This is a genomic window from Cellulomonas sp. P4_A2, from assembly GCF_056402515.1.
In genome coordinates this window covers 116,997-133,015 of record NZ_JBFUHG010000006.1, presented here as the reverse complement: position 1 = coordinate 133,015, position 16,019 = coordinate 116,997, and the positions used below count along the sequence as shown (strand labels likewise).

Annotated in this window: 13 protein-coding genes; 6 read left to right on the top strand and 7 right to left on the bottom strand. The window is 73.2% G+C overall.

Annotation, left to right across the window (positions count from 1 at the left end):
• Positions 1–5: 5 nt before the first annotated feature.
• Together hydA and AC1DUE_RS08355 are read right to left on the bottom strand one after the other, a co-directional pair.
• Entirely contained in the window at positions 6–1,424 is a 1,419-nt protein-coding gene (gene hydA, locus AC1DUE_RS08360; RefSeq protein WP_477038939.1) for a dihydropyrimidinase, read from the bottom strand.
• A 16-nt stretch (positions 1,425–1,440) separates the two neighbouring features.
• Positions 1,441–2,289 (bottom strand): nitrilase-related carbon-nitrogen hydrolase, encoded by an 849-nt coding sequence (locus AC1DUE_RS08355; RefSeq protein ID WP_477038938.1) that lies wholly within the window; start codon positions 2,287–2,289, stop codon positions 1,441–1,443.
• Between the two features lie 232 nt (positions 2,290–2,521).
• Between AC1DUE_RS08355 and AC1DUE_RS08350 the strand changes: the two genes are divergently transcribed.
• The 5 genes from AC1DUE_RS08350 (at position 2,522) to cofD (ending at position 7,750) form a co-directional block, all read left to right on the top strand.
• Positions 2,522–3,841, top strand: a complete 1,320-nt coding sequence (locus tag AC1DUE_RS08350) for an aminotransferase-like domain-containing protein (protein WP_477038937.1) — start codon at positions 2,522–2,524, stop codon at positions 3,839–3,841.
• Positions 3,842–4,030: 189 nt separating this feature from the next.
• Positions 4,031–5,020 (top strand): putative F420-0 ABC transporter substrate-binding protein, encoded by a 990-nt coding sequence (locus tag AC1DUE_RS08345; RefSeq protein WP_477038936.1) that lies wholly within the window; start codon positions 4,031–4,033, stop codon positions 5,018–5,020.
• Positions 5,017–6,036 carry a putative F420-0 ABC transporter permease subunit gene (locus tag AC1DUE_RS08340; RefSeq protein WP_477038935.1) on the top strand — a complete coding sequence of 340 codons (1,020 nt, stop codon included), beginning with the start codon at positions 5,017–5,019 and terminating at the stop codon, positions 6,034–6,036. Before AC1DUE_RS08345 ends, AC1DUE_RS08340 begins: the two co-directional genes overlap by 4 nt.
• Positions 6,027–6,794, top strand: coding sequence for a putative F420-0 ABC transporter ATP-binding protein (locus tag AC1DUE_RS08335; RefSeq protein ID WP_477038934.1), 768 nt, complete (start codon positions 6,027–6,029; stop codon positions 6,792–6,794). Before AC1DUE_RS08340 ends, AC1DUE_RS08335 begins: the two co-directional genes overlap by 10 nt.
• Positions 6,791–7,750 (top strand): 2-phospho-L-lactate transferase, encoded by a 960-nt coding sequence (gene cofD, locus AC1DUE_RS08330; protein ID WP_477038933.1) that lies wholly within the window; start codon positions 6,791–6,793, stop codon positions 7,748–7,750. Before AC1DUE_RS08335 ends, cofD begins: the two co-directional genes overlap by 4 nt.
• Here cofD and cofC read toward each other — a convergent pair.
• Entirely contained in the window at positions 7,724–8,326 is a 603-nt protein-coding gene (cofC, locus tag AC1DUE_RS08325) for a 2-phospho-L-lactate guanylyltransferase (RefSeq protein WP_477038932.1), read from the bottom strand. The two genes, cofD and cofC, sit on opposite strands and share 27 nt — an antisense overlap.
• Before the next feature lie 45 nt (positions 8,327–8,371).
• On the opposite strand from cofC, the gene AC1DUE_RS08320 reads away from it, so the two are divergent.
• Positions 8,372–8,953: an HhH-GPD-type base excision DNA repair protein gene (locus tag AC1DUE_RS08320; protein ID WP_477038931.1), complete on the top strand. Its 582-nt coding sequence runs from the start codon at positions 8,372–8,374 to the stop codon at positions 8,951–8,953.
• On the opposite strand, the gene AC1DUE_RS08315 is transcribed toward AC1DUE_RS08320, so the two are convergent.
• From AC1DUE_RS08315 to AC1DUE_RS08300, 4 genes are all read right to left on the bottom strand, one after another.
• The gene (locus tag AC1DUE_RS08315) at positions 8,937–9,704 is read right to left on the bottom strand and encodes a coenzyme F420-0:L-glutamate ligase (protein WP_477038930.1); all 768 of its coding nucleotides are present in this window, start codon (positions 9,702–9,704) and stop codon (positions 8,937–8,939) included. The genes AC1DUE_RS08320 and AC1DUE_RS08315 overlap by 17 nt on opposite strands.
• Complete coding sequence (locus AC1DUE_RS08310) at positions 9,701–10,717, bottom strand: TIGR03557 family F420-dependent LLM class oxidoreductase (protein WP_477038929.1); 1,017 nt, start codon at positions 10,715–10,717, stop codon at positions 9,701–9,703. Before AC1DUE_RS08310 ends, AC1DUE_RS08315 begins: the two co-directional genes overlap by 4 nt.
• A 79-nt stretch (positions 10,718–10,796) precedes the next feature.
• Positions 10,797–12,098, bottom strand: a complete 1,302-nt coding sequence (locus AC1DUE_RS08305) for a M1 family metallopeptidase (RefSeq protein WP_477038928.1) — start codon at positions 12,096–12,098, stop codon at positions 10,797–10,799.
• On the bottom strand, positions 12,095–15,943 hold the full coding sequence (locus AC1DUE_RS08300) for a Pls/PosA family non-ribosomal peptide synthetase (RefSeq protein ID WP_477038927.1): 3,849 nt from the start codon (positions 15,941–15,943) through the stop codon (positions 12,095–12,097). Before AC1DUE_RS08300 ends, AC1DUE_RS08305 begins: the two co-directional genes overlap by 4 nt.
• Between the last annotated feature and the right edge of the window lie 76 nt (positions 15,944–16,019).

Below are 16,019 nucleotides of genomic sequence, written 5' to 3'. Positions count from 1 at the left end.
TCTCCCTACAGCAGGTACTGCGTGAGGCCGCGCGGCACGTACTGCCCGTGGCCGGGACGGCCGCGGTAGCCCGTCTCGTCCACCACCACCGACCCGCGGGACACGACGACGTCCACGTGCCCGTCGATCTCGTACCCCTCCCACGCGGAGTGGTCCATGTTCATGTGGTGCGTCTTGCCGACCCCGATCGACGTGTGGCCGTTCGGGTCGTAGACCACGATGTCGGCGTCGGCCCTCGGCGCGACGACACCCTTCTTGCCGTAGAGCCCGAACATCCGGGCCGGCGTGGTCGACGTCAGCTCGACCCAGCGCTCGAGCGTGATCTCGCCCGTGACGACCCCCTGGTACATGAGGTCCATCCGGTGCTCGATCGAGCCGATCCCGTTGGGGATGGCCCGGAAGTCGCCCACGCCCAGGTCCTTCTGGCCCTTCATGCAGAACGGGCAGTGGTCGGTGGACACCATCTGCAGGTCGTTGGTGCGCAGCGCCTGCCACATGTGCCGCTGGTGCCCCTCGGCCCGCGAGCGCAGCGGCGTCGAGCAGACCCACTTGGCCCCCTCGAAGCCCGGCGCGCCCAGCTGTTCCTCCAGCGAGAGGTAGAGGTACTGCGGGCACGTCTCGCCGAACACGTTCTTGCCGTTGTCGCGCGCCCACGCCAGCTGCGCGACCGCCTGCTTGGCGCTCACGTGCACGACGTACAGCGGGGCGTTGGTGACGTCGGCCAGCATGATCGCGCGGTGTGTGGCCTCCTCCTCGAGCTGCCAGGCCCGGGCGATGCCGTGGTAGTACGGGTCGGTCTTGCCGGCCTCGACCAGCTGCGCGGCCAGCACGTCGATGGCCGGTCCGTTCTCCGCGTGCATCATGGTGAGCAGCCCGAGGTCGGCGGCCTTCTGCATCGCGCGCAGGATCTGCGCGTCGTCGGAGTAGAAGACCCCTGGGTACGCCATGAACAGCTTGTAGCTGGTGATCCCCTCCGCCACCAGGCCCTCCATGGCCTTGAGCGCGTCGTCGTCGACCCCGCCGATGATCTGGTGGAAGCCGTAGTCGATGGCGCAGTTCCCGGCCGCCTTCTCGTGCCAGGCGGCCAGCCCGTCCATGACGCGCTCGCCCGTGCGCTGGACGGCGAAGTCGATGATCGTCGTCGTCCCGCCCCAGGCGGCCGCCCTCGTGCCGGTCTCGAACGTGTCGCTCGCGTTGGTGCCGCCGAACGGCAGCTCCATGTGCGTGTGCGCGTCGATGCCGCCCGGGATGACGTACTTGCCCGTCGCGTCGATCACCTGGTCGACGTTCGCCGCCAGGTCGAAGCCCAGCAGCGTCGAGCCCGGGCTGAGCACCGCCGCGACCGTCTCGCCGTCGATCAGCACGTCCGCCGGTGTGCGCCCCGTCGCGCTGACCAGGGTGCCGCCCGTGATGAGCGTCTTCATCTCTGCATCCCCTTCGTCACGGCGCCACGATCGGGCCGTACGCCTCCGGCCGGCGGTCGCGGAAGAACTGCCACCGCTCGCGCACGATCCGCACCTGCTCCAGGTCGAGGTCGCGGATCAGGAGCTGGTTCTCGCTGGACGACCCGACCTCGCCCACGTAGTTGCCGTCAGGTCCCACGGCGTACGACGAGCCGTAGAAGTTCACGGCCTCGTCGCCGTACTCGTTGTCCTCCAGACCCACGCGGTTGTTCGCGACGACGAAGTACCCGTTGGCCACGGCTGCGGCGGGCTGCTCGATCTCCCAGAGCTTGTTGGAGATGCCGGGGGCGGTCGCGTTCGGGTTGAACACGATCTCCGCGCCGTTCAGCGCGAGCACCCGCCAGCCCTCCGGGAAGTGCCGGTCGTAGCAGATGTTCACGGCGATCTTGCCGACCGCGGTCTCGAACACCGGGTACCCGAGGTTGCCCGGGCGGAAGTAGAACTTCTCCCAGAACTTCGGGAGGTTCGGGATGTGGTGCTTGCGGTACTTGCCGAGGTAGGTGCCGTCCGCGTCGATCACCGCGGCGGTGTTGTAGAGCACGCCGGGCTGCTCCTCCTCGTACACCGGGAGCACGATGACGATGCCGAGCTCCTTGGCCAGCGCGGCGAAGCGCTCGGTCGTCGGCCCCGGGACGGTCTCGGCGTAGCTGTAGTAGGCGGTGTCCTGCGTGATCCCGAAGTACGGGCCGTAGAACAGCTCCTGGAACGCGATCACCTGCGCGCCCTGCGACGCGGCCTCGCGCGTCCAGGATTCGTGCAGGGCGGTCATCGACTCTCTGTCGCCCGTCCAGGTGGCCTGCGTGAACGCGACGCGCACGACTGTCATGGAGTGCCTCCGGTCTTCGTCCGCCGACGGCAGACCCCGGTCTCGGACGCCGGGGCGCCCTCGCCTGGAATGTGACTGTCGGGGTTGAACATTTCTGTGGCGTTACCGCGAGTTTCTTCCGCGCGAACGTCTGTGTCGAGCGTGTAAACATCTTGGCCGACGGACGAATCGGACGCCCGTGGGCGGTCCGGAGGCCCCTCGCACGCGCATCAGGGCGGGCATCCTGACCCGCATGGATCTCGCCGCGCATGTCGACGACCGTAGCCCTCGGGGCATCGCGGCGACCGTGGCGCGGCTGGTCCGGGGCGGTGACCTGCGGCCCGGCGACCGGCTGCCCACCGTCCGCGTCCTGTCCGCCGAGCTGGGCGTGAGCCCCGCGACCGTCAGCGGCGCCTGGCAGGCGCTGGCCGCCGTCGGCATCGTGACGTCGCGCGGGCGCGCCGGGACCGTCGTCCTGCCGCCTCCCGCCAGCTGGCTCCCGCCGCGCTACCGGGACCTGGCCGGCGGGGCGCCGGCGCGGCTCGACCTGTCCAGCGGCACGCCCGACCCGGACCTCCTGCCGCACATCGGCCCGGCCCTCGCGCGGGTGGCCGTGCAGATGCCGTCCGCCGACACGGGCGCCTACCTCTCCTCCCCCGTCGTCCCCGCCCTCGAGGTACTGCTGCGCGAGTCCTGGCCCTTCGCACCGCAACGGATCACGGTCGTCGACGGCGCCCTCGACGCGATCAGCCGCACTCTCGAGCAGGTCGCGGGGTACGGCTCGCGGGTGGCCGTCGAGAACCCCGGCTTCCCGCCGCTGTTCGACCTCCTCGACCAGCTCGGCCTGCAGCGGGTCCCCGTCACCCTCGACCGGCAGGGCATGCGTCCCGACGAGCTGCGCGACGCGCTGGAGAGCGGCACCCGCGTCGTCATCCTGCAGCCCCGCGCCCAGAACCCGACGGCCGTGAGCATGACGAGCACCCGCGCCCGCGAGCTCGCCGGCATCCTGCGCCGGCACGACGCCCTCGTCGTCGAGGACGACGCCTCCGGCGAGATCGCGTCGGCCCGCGACGTCAGCCTCGGCGCCTTCCTGCCCGACCGCGTGGTGCACGTCCGGTCCTACTCCAAGTCGCACGGCCCCGACCTGCGCATCGCCGCGGTCGGCGGGCCGGCCAGCGTGCTCGACGCCCTCGTCGCCCGTCGCATGCTCGGACCGGGCTGGACCAGCCGGCTGCTGCAGCACGTCCTGGTCGACCTGCTGACCGACTCGGCCGCCGTCGAGGCCGTCGCGCACGCCCGCCGCGTCTACTTCGCCCGGCGCCGAGCCCTGCGCGAGTCACTGGCCACGCACGGCGTCGTGCTCGACCCGGGCGACGGCATCAACCTCTGGCTCCCGGTCCACGACGAGCGCACCGCCCTGGTACGGCTGGAGGCCGCCGGCATCCGGGTGGCACCAGGAGCGCCCTTCTGCGCCGACACCGCCGTGGCTGACCACGTCCGGGTGACGGTTGGCCTGCTCGACCGCGAGGTGGACGACGTCGCCCGAGCGCTGGCGCTGGCGGCCGCCGGCTGACCTCAACGGGGTGCGTCCAGGTCGCGGGCCCGGCGGGTTGCGCGACCGGGCCGTGGTCGGCCTACTCTGAGCGCGGAACCCGGTCGGATCTGGCTCGGGTCGCGTCGCCTGGCATGGGCGACCGTCCGAAGGCGCGACGTGCGCCCCACCCCCCACGCGCACTCTCCAAGCATCGACCTCCGGAGCCCCATGCCCGCCACCCGGCGCGTCCTGTTCATCGCCACCACGGCCCTCGTCGCGACCCTCGCCGCGTGCTCGACGGCCGGCACCCCGGAGGCGTCCCCGACGCCGACGTCCGCCGCGTTCACGCCCGTCACGCTCGACAACTGCGGCACGCAGGTCACCGTGGACGCGCCTCCGCGCAAGGTCGTCACCATCAAGTCGACGAGCACGGAGATGCTCCTGGCGCTCGGCCTGCAGGACGTCATCGTCGGCACCGCCTTCTCCGACGGCCCGGTCCCGGACGAGTACGCCGCCGCGGCGAAGGACCTCCCCGTGATCTCCGACAAGGTGCCCGGGCAGGAGGCGCTGCTCGCGCTCGAGCCCGACTTCGTCTACGGCGGCTGGGAGTCCAACTTCTCCGACGACGGCGCGGGAGACCGCGCCGGCCTGCAGGGGCTAGGGATCGGGACGTACGTCTCCCCGGCGGCATGCAAGGAGCCGGAGTACATGCCGGACCCGCTCACGTTCGACGAGGTGGACGACGAGATCCGCGAGGTCGCCAGCATCTTCGGCGTGCAGGACCGGGCGGAGGCCCTGATCGCGACGGAGAAGGAGACGCTGGCAGCAGCCCAGAAGCCCGCCGAGAAGACCACGGCCCTCTGGTACAGCTCCGGCTCGGACACCCCGTACGTCGGCGCGGGCATCGGCGCGCCGCAGATGATGATGGACGCCGCCGGGCTGACCAACATCTTCGCGGACGTGCACGACACCTGGACGTCGGCGGGCTGGGAGAGCATCGTCGCGGCGGACCCGGACGTCATCGTCCTCGTCGACGCGAGCTGGAACACGGCCGCGTCCAAGATCAAGCTGCTGGAGAGCAACCCCGCGACGGCCCAGCTCAGCGCCGTGCGGGACCACCGCTACCTGACCATCCCGTTCGCCGCGTCCGAGGCCGGCGTCCGCAACGCCGAGGCCGTGAAGTCGCTGGACGACCAGCTGGCGGCCCTCGACACGTGAGGCAACGCGCTCCCCTGGCCCTGCTCGTCACCGTCGGCGTCCTCGCCGTCGTCGCGACGATCCTCGTCGCCGTCACCATCGGTCCGGCGAACCTCGACGTCGCCGAGGTGGCGCGCAGCATCGCCGGGCACCTCGGGCTCACGGTCACCGACGTCCCGAGGCTGCACGACGCGATCGTCTGGGACCTGCGGCTGCCTCGGGTGCTCACCGCGGCGGCGGTCGGGGCGGGGCTCGCGATGGCGGGTGCGGTGATGCAGAGCCTGACGCGCAACCCGCTCGCCGACCCGTACCTGCTGGGTCTGTCGTCGGGTGCGTCGCTCGGTGCCGTCGCGGTGCTCGTGGTCGGGGTCAGCCTCCTGCTGCCCGTCGCCGCGTTCGCGGGGGCGATCCTCGCGCTCCTGGCCACGCTGACCCTCGCCCGCACGGGCGGCACGCTCGCCCCCGGCCGCACCGTCCTGGCCGGCCTCGCCGTCTCCCAGCTCGCGGCCGCCGGCACGTCGTTCGTCATCTTCTGGACCGCGACGGGCGACTCCTACCGCGAGATCCTCAACTGGCTCCTGGGCTCGCTCGCCGGCTCGACGTGGGGAGACGTCGCGATCGCGGGCATCGCCGTCATCGCGATCGGCGCGTACCTGCTGATGAACGCCACGCGGCTGGACGCGTTCGCGTTCGGCGACACGTCCGCGGCCGCGCTCGGCATCGACGTGAACCGCACGCGCTGGACCCTGATGATCGTCGTCGCCCTGCTCACGGGCGCGATGGTGGCCGTCAGCGGGGCCATCGGGTTCGTCGGCCTGATCCTGCCGCACGCCGTCTCGTCGCTCACGGGCCCGGCGCACCGGCGCCTGCTGCCGATCTCGGCCCTGGCCGGCGCCGTCTTCCTGGTGTGGGCGGACACCGTCGCGCGCACCCTGTTCGACCCCCGCGAGCTGCCGGTCGGCATCGTGACCGCACTGATCGGCGTGCCGGTGTTCGCGTTCCTCCTCCGCCGCGGGAAGGGGTCGGCATGGACCTGACCCTCGAGGGCGTCGGCACACGGCTCGGCGGGCGCTGGGTGGTCGACGGCGTCGACGCGACTCCCCCGGCCGGCGCGCTCACCGGCCTGCTGGGTCCCAACGGCGCGGGCAAGACGACGCTCCTGCGGATGATCGCCGGCCTGATGAGCCCCGAGAAGGGCGCGGTCCTCGTCGAGGACGAGAACGTCGAGGCGATCCCCCGCAAGACGCGCGCGCGGCGGATCGCGCTCCTGGAGCAGGAGTCGACCAGCTCGGTCCCGCTCACGGTCCGCGAGGTGGTCGCGCTCGGTCGCATCCCCTACCGGACGATCTGGGGCAACGACCCGGACGACGCGGCCGTCGACCGCGCGCTGGTGAGCGCCCGCGCCGAGCACCTGGCCGAGCGCGCCTGGTGGTCGCTGTCCGGCGGCGAGCGGCAGCGCGTCCAGATCGCCCGCGCGCTGGCGCAGGAGCCCGACCTCCTGCTCCTCGACGAGCCGACGAACCACCTGGACGTCAGCGCGCAGCTCAGCCTGCTGGCCTTCGTCCGGGACCTGGGCACGACGACGGTCGCGGCGCTGCACGACCTCAACCTCGCGGCCGCGTTCTGCGAGCACGTCCTCGTGCTCAAGGACGGCCGGCTGGCGGCCGCCGGCCACCCACGCGAGGTCCTGACGCCCGCGCTCCTCCAGCACGTCTACGCCGTCGAGGCCGACGTGCTGAGCAACCCCCGGACCGGGCGACCGGTCATCGCGTTCCACGAACCGGAGCAGCCATGAAGATCACGGTCCTGTCGGGCGGCGTCGGCGGTGCGCGCTTCACGCGCGGGCTCCTGGCCCTCGTCGGCAACCAGCACCCGATCACCGTCATCGCCAACACCGGCGACGACATGTGGCTGCACGGCGTGCGCGTGTGCCCCGACCTCGACACCCTCATGTACACGCTCGGCGGCGCGGTGCACGAGGACCAGGGCTGGGGCCGACGAGGCGAGTCCAGGCGCGTGAGCGACGAGCTGGCCGGCTACGGCCTCGGCTGGGACTGGTTCACGCTCGGTGACCTCGACCTGGCCACCCATCTCGCACGCACCGAGCTGCTCCGCGACGGCCTTGCGCTCTCGCAGGTCACGGCGCGTCTGTCGGAACGCTGGCGGCCCGGCGTCACCCTTCTGCCCATGACCGACGACGAGGTCGAGACCCACGTGGTCCTCGACGACGGACGGGAGATCCACTTCGAGGAGTGGTGGGTCCGGCACCGGGCCGCGATCCCCGCCCGGAGCTTCGTGCAGACGAACCTGTCGACCTCGACCCCGGCGCCCGGCGTGCTCGAGGCGCTGACGACCGCCGACGTCGTCGTCCTGCCGCCGTCCAACCCGGTCGTGTCCGTCGGCACGATCCTCGCGATCCCCGGCATCCGCGACGCCCTCGCCGCCACCGACGCCCCCGTCGTCGGCGTCAGCCCTGTGATCGGCGGTGCGCCCGTGCGCGGCATGGCGGACGCCTGCCTCGCGGCGATCGGCGTGGAGACGACCGCCCTCGCCGTCGCCGAGCACTACGGGCGTCGCGCGGACGGCGGCATCCTCGACGCCTGGCTCGTCGACGAGGTCGACGCCCCGGCGGCGGACCGGCTCCGTGCGGCCGGCTGGACCGCGCGCGCCGTGCCGACGCTGATGACCGGCGTCTCGACGGCCGCGCGCATCGCCGCCGATGCGCTATCCCTCGTCGGCCGGCGTCCCTGATAGGACGGCGGTGGTCCGCGGCCCCACGCCGAGCCGTGCCACGGCCGACAGGTCCGCGGGCACGTCGACGTCGCGCCGGAGGGTCGAACCCGTCGGGATGTCGAGCCGGACGTGCCCGTCGGCCTCGTGCGCGGCGGCGGACCCGGGTCCGAACCGCGGCGTGAGGGCCACGAGCCCCGTGAGGAGCGTCGTGCCGGTCCCGTCGGCGTCGGCGACGAACGCGCGCGGATGCCGTTCGGCCAGGTCGAGGGCGCGCCGCAGGTCGCCGGGACGCAGCGCGGGCAGGTCGCCGAGCAGGACCGCGACCGGGCCGTCCGCGCGAGCCAGACCCGCGCGGACCGCGGCGTTGAGCCCGCCCCCGGGGTCGTCGACGACGACGGGCACCAGGGACCGGAGCTCGTCGTCGGACGTCACCACGAGCACCCGCGCCACCCCGGGCGTGGCCGCGGCCGCCTCGATCGTGTCCAGCGCCATCGCCCGGGCGAGCGCCGCCCGGTCCCCCGCGGACAGGAACCCGGCCAGGCGCGTCTTGCCCTCGGCGGCCGGCTTCACCGGCACGACGACGACCCACTCCATCTGCCAGCCTTCCGTCTCGAACCGACCCCGGGAGAGGATGCTGCCATGACGCTCTGGCTCACCGGCGACCCGACCGCCGACCAGCTCCTGACCGACGACCCGTTCGCGCTCCTGATCGGCATGCTGCTGGACCAGCAGTACCCGATGGAGGCCGCGTTCTCCGGTCCTGCCAAGATCGCCGACCGGATGGGCGGCCTCGACGTGCACCGGATCGCGGAGGCGGACCCCGCGGAGTTCGCCACCATGTGCGCCACCCCTCCGGCCGTGCACCGCTACCCCGGCTCGATGGCCGGCCGCATCCAGGGTGTCGCCGCCGCGCTCGTCGAGCAGTACGACGGCGATGTCACGCGCCTGTGGACCGACGGCGACCCGGACGGCCGCACCGTGCTGGCGCGGCTCAAGGCGCTGCCCGGCTTCGGCGACCAGAAGGCCCGCATCTTCCTGGCCCTGCTGGGCAAGCAGGTCGGCGTGCAGCCCGCCGGGTGGGCCGAGGCGGCCGGGGCGTACGGCGAGCCGGACGCCCGCCGCTCGATCGCCGACGTCACCGACCCGACGTCGATGCTCGAGGTCCGCGCCACCAAGCAGGCTGCCAAGGCCGCGGCGAAGACCGCTACGGCTGCTCCCTGAGGGCGTCCTTCCAGCCCTGCGAGTACGCCTCGGCGCTGCCCTGCGCGAACATGTCCTCCTCGCCGAGCCGCACGAGCGCCCGCGCACCGGGTCCGTCCTCGTCCGTGACCAGGTGCCCCAGACCACGTACGACCGCGAGCGGGCGCCCCTCGGCCTTGCCCTTGACCAGCTCGCCGGCGGAGGCGATCTCGTCGGCCACCGCGGCCTGCGTCATGATCAGGGGCCGGCCGAACGTGTCGACCTGACCGCGCAGGTCGTCGAGCACCACGAGCCCGGCGGCGCCGATCGCGATGTCGGTCACGCCCTGCCGCCAGGGTCGCCCGGCGGTGTCGGTGATGACAACCCCGAGCCGGACGCCGAACGCGTGCGCGAGCCCGGCGCGCAGCCGTCGCGCCGACGCGTCCGGGTCCACCGGGAGCAGCAGCACGGTCCCCTCGGGGGTGTTGCTCGCGTCGACGCCGGCCGCGGCCATGACCAGGCCGAGCCGGTTCTCGACGATCCGCGTCACGCCGGTCGAGTGCTCGCGGGTCGCGACGACGCGCACGGTCTCGTCGGTGATCGCCTGCTCGCGGTCGTCGGCGGAGACGACGCGGCCCTCCGCCTTGGAGACGACCTTGGAGGTGAGCACGAGGACGTCACCGTCCTGCGGGGGCTCGTCGCGGAGCAGGGCGGTGAGCAGGACGACGAGGTCGTCGCCGGGTGCGACCTCGGGCAGCCCGTCGGGTGCCCAGACCTGGAGCCGCGCCGTCACCGGACCAGCTTGGGCAGCACGTCCGACCCGAACGTCTCGATCCACTCGCGCTGGTTGCGCCCGACGTTGTGCAGGTAGATGCGGTCGAAGCCGAGGTCGACGTACTTCTGGATCTCGGCCCGGTGGACGTCGGGGTCCGCCGAGATGACCATGCGGCCCTCGAAGTCCTCCGGGCGCACGAGCTTGGCCATCTGCTCGAAGTCGAACGGCGAGCGGATGTCGGCCTTGGGGAACTTCATGCCGCCGTTGGGCCACTCGTGCATCGCGTGGGCCAGGGCCAGCTCGTCGGTCTCGGCCCACGACAGGTGCAGCTGGAGCACCTTGGGGAGCGTCGCCGGGTCCTTGCCCGCCTCGCGCGCGCCCTCGTCGAACTTGCCGAACAGTCCGCTGATCTTCTCCAGCGGGGCGCCCACCGTGATGAGCCCGTCGGCCAGGCGGCCCGCCCGCTTGGCGGTGACCGGCCCGGCGGTGGCGACGAGGATCTCCGGGGCGACCTCGGGCATCGTCCACAGGCGCGTCGACTCGAGCTTGTAGAACGGGCCGGCGTGCTTGACGTCCTTGCCCGCGATCGACGCCGTGAACAGCTTCTTGATGATCTCGATGGCCTCGAACATGCGGTTGATCCGCTCGGGGGCCTCGGGCCAGTAGTTCGCGACGATGTGCTCGTTGAGCGCCTCGCCGGAGCCCAGGCCGAGCCAGTGCCGGCCCGGGTACATCGCGGCCAGCGTCGCGGACGCCTGCGCGACCATGGCGGGGTGCCAGCGGAACGTCGGCGCCGTGACGCCGGGGCCGATGTCGCCTGTCGTGCGCTCGCCGAGCGCGGTCAGCACGTTCCAGACGAACGCCGCCTGCCCCTGCGCCGGGACCCACGGCTGGTAGTGGTCCGCCGCCATCACACCGGAGAACCCGTGGGCCTCCGCGTGCGCGGAGAGCTCGACGGCCTCCGTCGGGTGGAACTGCTCGAGCATGGCTGCGTACCCGACCGTGAGGCCGTTCGCGGTGACCGTGGACATTCACACTCCTGTTTCGGAACCCGAGGACGTCGCCCCCGAATCACCCTAACCACGGGACCGCGTCGATGATGCCGCAGGGCTAGAGGGAAGGCAGCGCCGCGCTGTACAGCCACGCGTGCATCAGGGAGGCGAGGGGCTTGCCGCCGACCTCCTCCGCGCAGACGAGGAACTCCTCCGTGCTGACCGTGCCGTGCCGGTAGCGGGCGGTCCACGTGCGCAGGAGGTCGAAGAACACCGCGTCGCCCAGGTGCAGACGCAGGGCGTGCAGGGTCAGCGCCCCGCGCTTGTACAGGCGGTCGTCGAACATCGCGTCCGGGCCCGGGTCGCCGATGACGAGGTCCTGCGGCAGGCCGGCCAGGCGCAGGTGCGTCGCACGTGCGTGGTACTCCGCGGAGCGCCCGCCCGACCCCTCCGACCAGAGCCACTCGGCGTAGCAGGCGAACCCCTCGTGCAGCCAGATGTCGCGCCACAGGCCCACGGTCAGGCTGTTGCCGAACCACTGGTGCGCGAGCTCGTGGGCGACCAGCCGCTCCGAGCCGCGGTCGCCGTCCATGTGGTTGGCGCCGAAGACGGACAGGCCCTGCGCCTCGAGCGGGATCTCCAGGTCGTCGTCGGTGACCACGACCGTGTACGCCGCGAACGGGTAGGGCCCGAAGAGGCGCTCGAACAGCTCGACCATCTGGGTCTGGCGACCGAGGTCGTTCACCGTCTGCACGCGCAGCCGCGGCGGGACCAACGCCTCCTCGCGCGGACCGGTCCGGATGCGCAGGTACCGGCCCACCTGGAGCGTGGCCAGGTACGGCGCCATCGGGTCCAGCTGCTCGTAGACCCACACCACGCGTCCGGCGCGTGCCGTGCGCGAGGCGAGGCGCCCGTTCGCGACGACCTCGTAGCCCGCCTCGCAGCTGATGGTGAACCGGTACGCGGCCTTGTCGGCGGGACTGTCGTGGCAGGGGAACCAGCTGGGCGCGCCGTTCGGCTGGCCCGCGACGATCACGCCGTCGGACAGCTCCTCCCAGCCGACGTCGCCCCACGGGCCGCGCAACGGCCGGGGCTGGCCGGCGTACTTCACGTCGAGCACCAGCGCGGCGCCGGCGGCGACCTCGTGCTTGAGCTTCACGACGATCCGGTGGTCATGCTGCGTCCAGCGCTCGGGCCGCGAGCCGTCGACGAGGACATGGCTCACGCGCAGCCCGCGCAGGGCCAGCGAGACGCTCCTGGTGGGCCGCGCGGCGCGGGCGTAGACCCGCGCGCGACCCTCGAGGCGGTTCGTCGTGACCCGGTAGTCGAGCTCCAGCTCGTACAGGTCGACGTCCAGGTCACCGTCGACGTGCCCCGGCAGGTACGGGTCGGGCGCCGCGAGGTCGAGGGGAGCTGTCACGCCGGCACCGGGGCGACGGGGTTGCCGGTCCAGCGCGAGCCGGCGGGGATCGAGTCGCCACGCAGGACCAGCGATGCGGGCCCCACGCTCGCGCCGTCGTCGAGCGACGCCGCCGGCAGCACCACGCCGTGCGGGCCGAGGCTCGCTCCCTGTCCCAGCACCACGGTGTCCATGCTCATCACCCGATCATGGAACAGATGCGTCTGCAGCACGCAGCCTCGATTCACCGTGGACGCGTCGCCGAGCCGCACGAGGTCCGCCTCAGGCAGCCAGTACGTCTCGCACCAGACCCCGCGACCGATCCGGGCGCCGAGCGTGCGCATCCAGACCGTGAGCGCGGGCGACCCGATCGTGGCCGGACCGAGCCACGGCACGGCGACCGACTCGAGGAAGGTGTCCGCGAGCTCGTTGCGCCAGATGAAGGAGCTCCACAGCGGGTGGTCGCCCGGCTTCAGCCTGCCGACGAGGGCCCATTTCGCGGCCGTCGCGAGCGCGCACGCCAGCGCCGCCGCCCCCAGCACGACCAGCCAGGAGACGGCCGCCGCGGCCGCGAGCCCCCACTGGTCCAGCGCGGCCTGCAGGACCAGGAGCACGAGCACGCCGAGGCCGAACGTGCAGATCACCGGCACGATCCGGCAGAGCTCGACGACCGCGCGCGCCACCCGCAGGCGGGTCGGCGGCTCGAACGTCCGCGAGTCGTCGCCCTCCCCGGCGACCCGCCGCAGCTTCGTCGGCGGCGACCCGATCCACGACGTCCCGGCGCGGGCTCCCTCGGGCGTGGCCGACAGGACCGCGACGAGCCCGCGCTTGGGCACCGCGCGGCCGGGCGCGATCATCCCCGAGTTGCCCAGGAACGCGCGCTTGCCCACCTTGCTCCGCTCGACCCGCAGCCAGCCGCGGCCCAGCTCGTAGGAGCCGATCAGGGTGTCGTCGGCAAGGAACGCCCCGTCGCCGACGCTCGTCAGCGACGGGATCATCAGGGCGGTCGACGCCTCGACGTCGCGACCGATGTCCGCGCCGAGCGCCCGCAGCCACAGCGGCGTCGCCGTGCTCGAGTAGAGCGGGAAGAGCGTGGTCCGTGCGTCGTCCATCAGCCGCTGCGTGGCCCAGACCTGCCAGCCGTGCCGGCTGCGGACCGCGTGGTACCCCTCGCGCAGCCCGACGCCGAGCAGCCGCACGGAGACCAGCGTGACCAGCAGGAGCACGAGGACCATCGTGAGGGCGCCGAGCGGCACGGCCTTCAGCGCGTCCCCGGCCGCGTCCCGCCAGCCGGCGCTGTCGCGCACGGAGAAGCCGACCACGAGCAGGCCGCACAGCGCGGCGACCACCGGCAGCGCGGCGAGCAGCGCCGCGGTGAGGCCGTAGACGGCCACCCAGCGGCGTCCGCGCGGGGCGCGCTCGGCGGGCCACTGTCCCGGCGCGGGACCGTCGAACACCGCGGGCGAACCCGTCCAGAGCTCGCCCGGGGGAACGGACTTCAGGACGGCAGAGCCGGGAGCGATCTCCGCGCCTTGGCCGATGCGCGTCCCCGGGCCGAGCGTGGAACGCGTGCCGACCGTGGCGCGCTTGTCGATCCGGATACGGCCGACCTTGAGGATGTCGCCGTCGAGCCAGTGGCCGCGCAGGTCGACCTCGGGCTCGACCGAGCAGCCGTTGCCCAGCCGGAGCATCCCGGTGACCGGCGGTGGCGTGTGCAGGTCGACGTCCTTGCCCACGGTCGCGCCGAGCGCGCGGGCGTACGCGGCGGTCCACGGCGAGCACGAGAGGTTCTCCGAGCCCGCCGCGGCCGCCCAGGACTCGGCGAACCAGATCCGCAGGTGCACGGAGCCGCCGCGGGCGTACCAGCCGGGCTTGAGGTCACGCAGCAGGCCGCGCGCGACGATCACCGTGGTCCCCATGCGGCCGAGCGGGCTGATGAGCACCAGCCAGCCGAGCGCGACCCACCACCACACACCGGCGACCACGGGCACCCACGTCGCGTTCGTCGCGGTGCGCAGGACCGCGTCCGCGGCGAGCAGCCAGGTGAGCCAGCGCAGGCCCACGAGCAGTGACAACGGCACCGCGAGCATCGTCTGGATCACCTGGGTCCGCAGCGGGGTCGGCCGCACCACGCGCTGGTCCGAGACGGTCACGGGCTCGAACTCGTCGAGGGTTCGGGCGAGGTCGCCGATCCGCGGGTTCTCGTAGACGTCCGCCACCGTGACCGTCGGGAACCGCTCGCGCAGCGCCGAGACCAGCTGCGCGGCGACGAGGCTGCCGCCGCCCGCGTCGAAGAAGTCGTCCTTGGGTCCGGCCACCGCCACCCCGAGGGCCGCCGTCCAGCGCTGCGCGACCCACCGGGCGGTGTCGGACAGGCCCGCCGCGGGCGGGGCGTCGTCGTCGGGACGTGCGAGCGGCCAGGGCAGCGCGTCGCGGTCGACCTTGCCCGATCCCCGCGTGGGGATCTGCTCGACGGGCGCGAGCAGCGGCACCAGGGCGGCCGGCAGGACACCGCGCAGCGCCTCCCGGGACGCCGCGAGGTCGATGTCGGCGCCCGGCTCCGGCACGAGGTAGCCGACGAGGACCGCGGTCCCGGCCGGTGTGCGCCGGACCGCGGCCGCGGCGCTCGCCACACCCGGCAGCGCCAGCAGCGCCGAGTCGACCTCGCCCAGCTCGATCCGTCGGCCCCCGACCTTGACCTGGTCGTCGGCCCGTCCCTGGAACAGCAGTCCCTCGGCCTCGTACCGGACCAGGTCGCCGCTGCGGTACGCGCGCTCCCAGCCGAGCGTCTCGACGCCCGCGTACTTCTCGGCGTCCTTGGCCGCGTCCAGGTACCGCGCCAGGCCGACGCCGCCGATGATCAGCTCGCCGACCTCCCCCTCAGCGACGTGCACGCCGTCGGGTCCGACGACCGCGAGGTCCCACCCGTCCAGCGCGTGCCCGATGCGGACCGGCCCCTCGCCGGTGAGCAGCGCGCCGCACGCGACGACGGTCGCCTCGGTCGGGCCGTAGGTGTTCCAGACCTCGCGCCCGTCGCCGACGAGCCGGGCCGCGAGCTCGGGCGGGCACGCCTCGCCGCCGAAGATGAGCAGCCGGACACCGGCGAGCTCCTCGGAGCGCCACAGGCCGGCCAGCGTCGGGACCGTGGAGATGACCGTGATCCGCTGCGCGACCAGCCACGGGCCGAGGTCCATGCCGGTGCGGACCAGGGCACGCGGCGCGGGGACGAGGCAGGCGCCGTGCCCCCAGGCCAGCCACATCTCCTCGCAGCTGGCGTCGAACGCGACGGACAGGCCGGCCAGCACGCGGTCGCCGGGGCCCAGCGGTTCGTCCTGCAGGAACATGCGCGCCTCGGCGTCGACGAACGCCGCAGCCGAGCGGTGCGTGACCGCGACGCCCTTGGGCGCGCCGGTCGAGCCCGACGTGAAGATGATCCAGGCGTCGTCCGTGACGCTCGGCTCGGTGGGCTTCGCCCGCGTGCGCGTCAGGATCGCCAGGTCGCCCTCGGTGAGCACCCGCGCGACGCCGGCCTCGCGGAACACCGTCGCGGCCCGCTCGTCGGGGTCGTCGACGTCGACCGGCACGTATGCGGCACCCGCGGCCATGACGCCGAGGATCGCCGTGTAGAGCTCGGCGGTGCCCGACGGGATCCGCACGCCGACGCGGTCACCCGGACCGATGCCCACCGCGGCCAGACCGGCGGCGGCGCCCCGGACGGCGTCGAACAGCTCCTGGTACGTCAGGCTCACGCTGCCGTCGTCGAGCGCCGGGCTGTCCGCGTGGGCGTCGACCGTTGCGCGCAGGACGTCGATGAGCGTCCGAGGCTCCGGGGCGAGACCTGACCGGAGGAATCCCTCGGTCGTCATCGCCACACCCCGTGTTCGTCTCTTCGCGCGTGCATGTTCCCCGATCATGGCCCCCATGACCCGGCGAACGGCGATC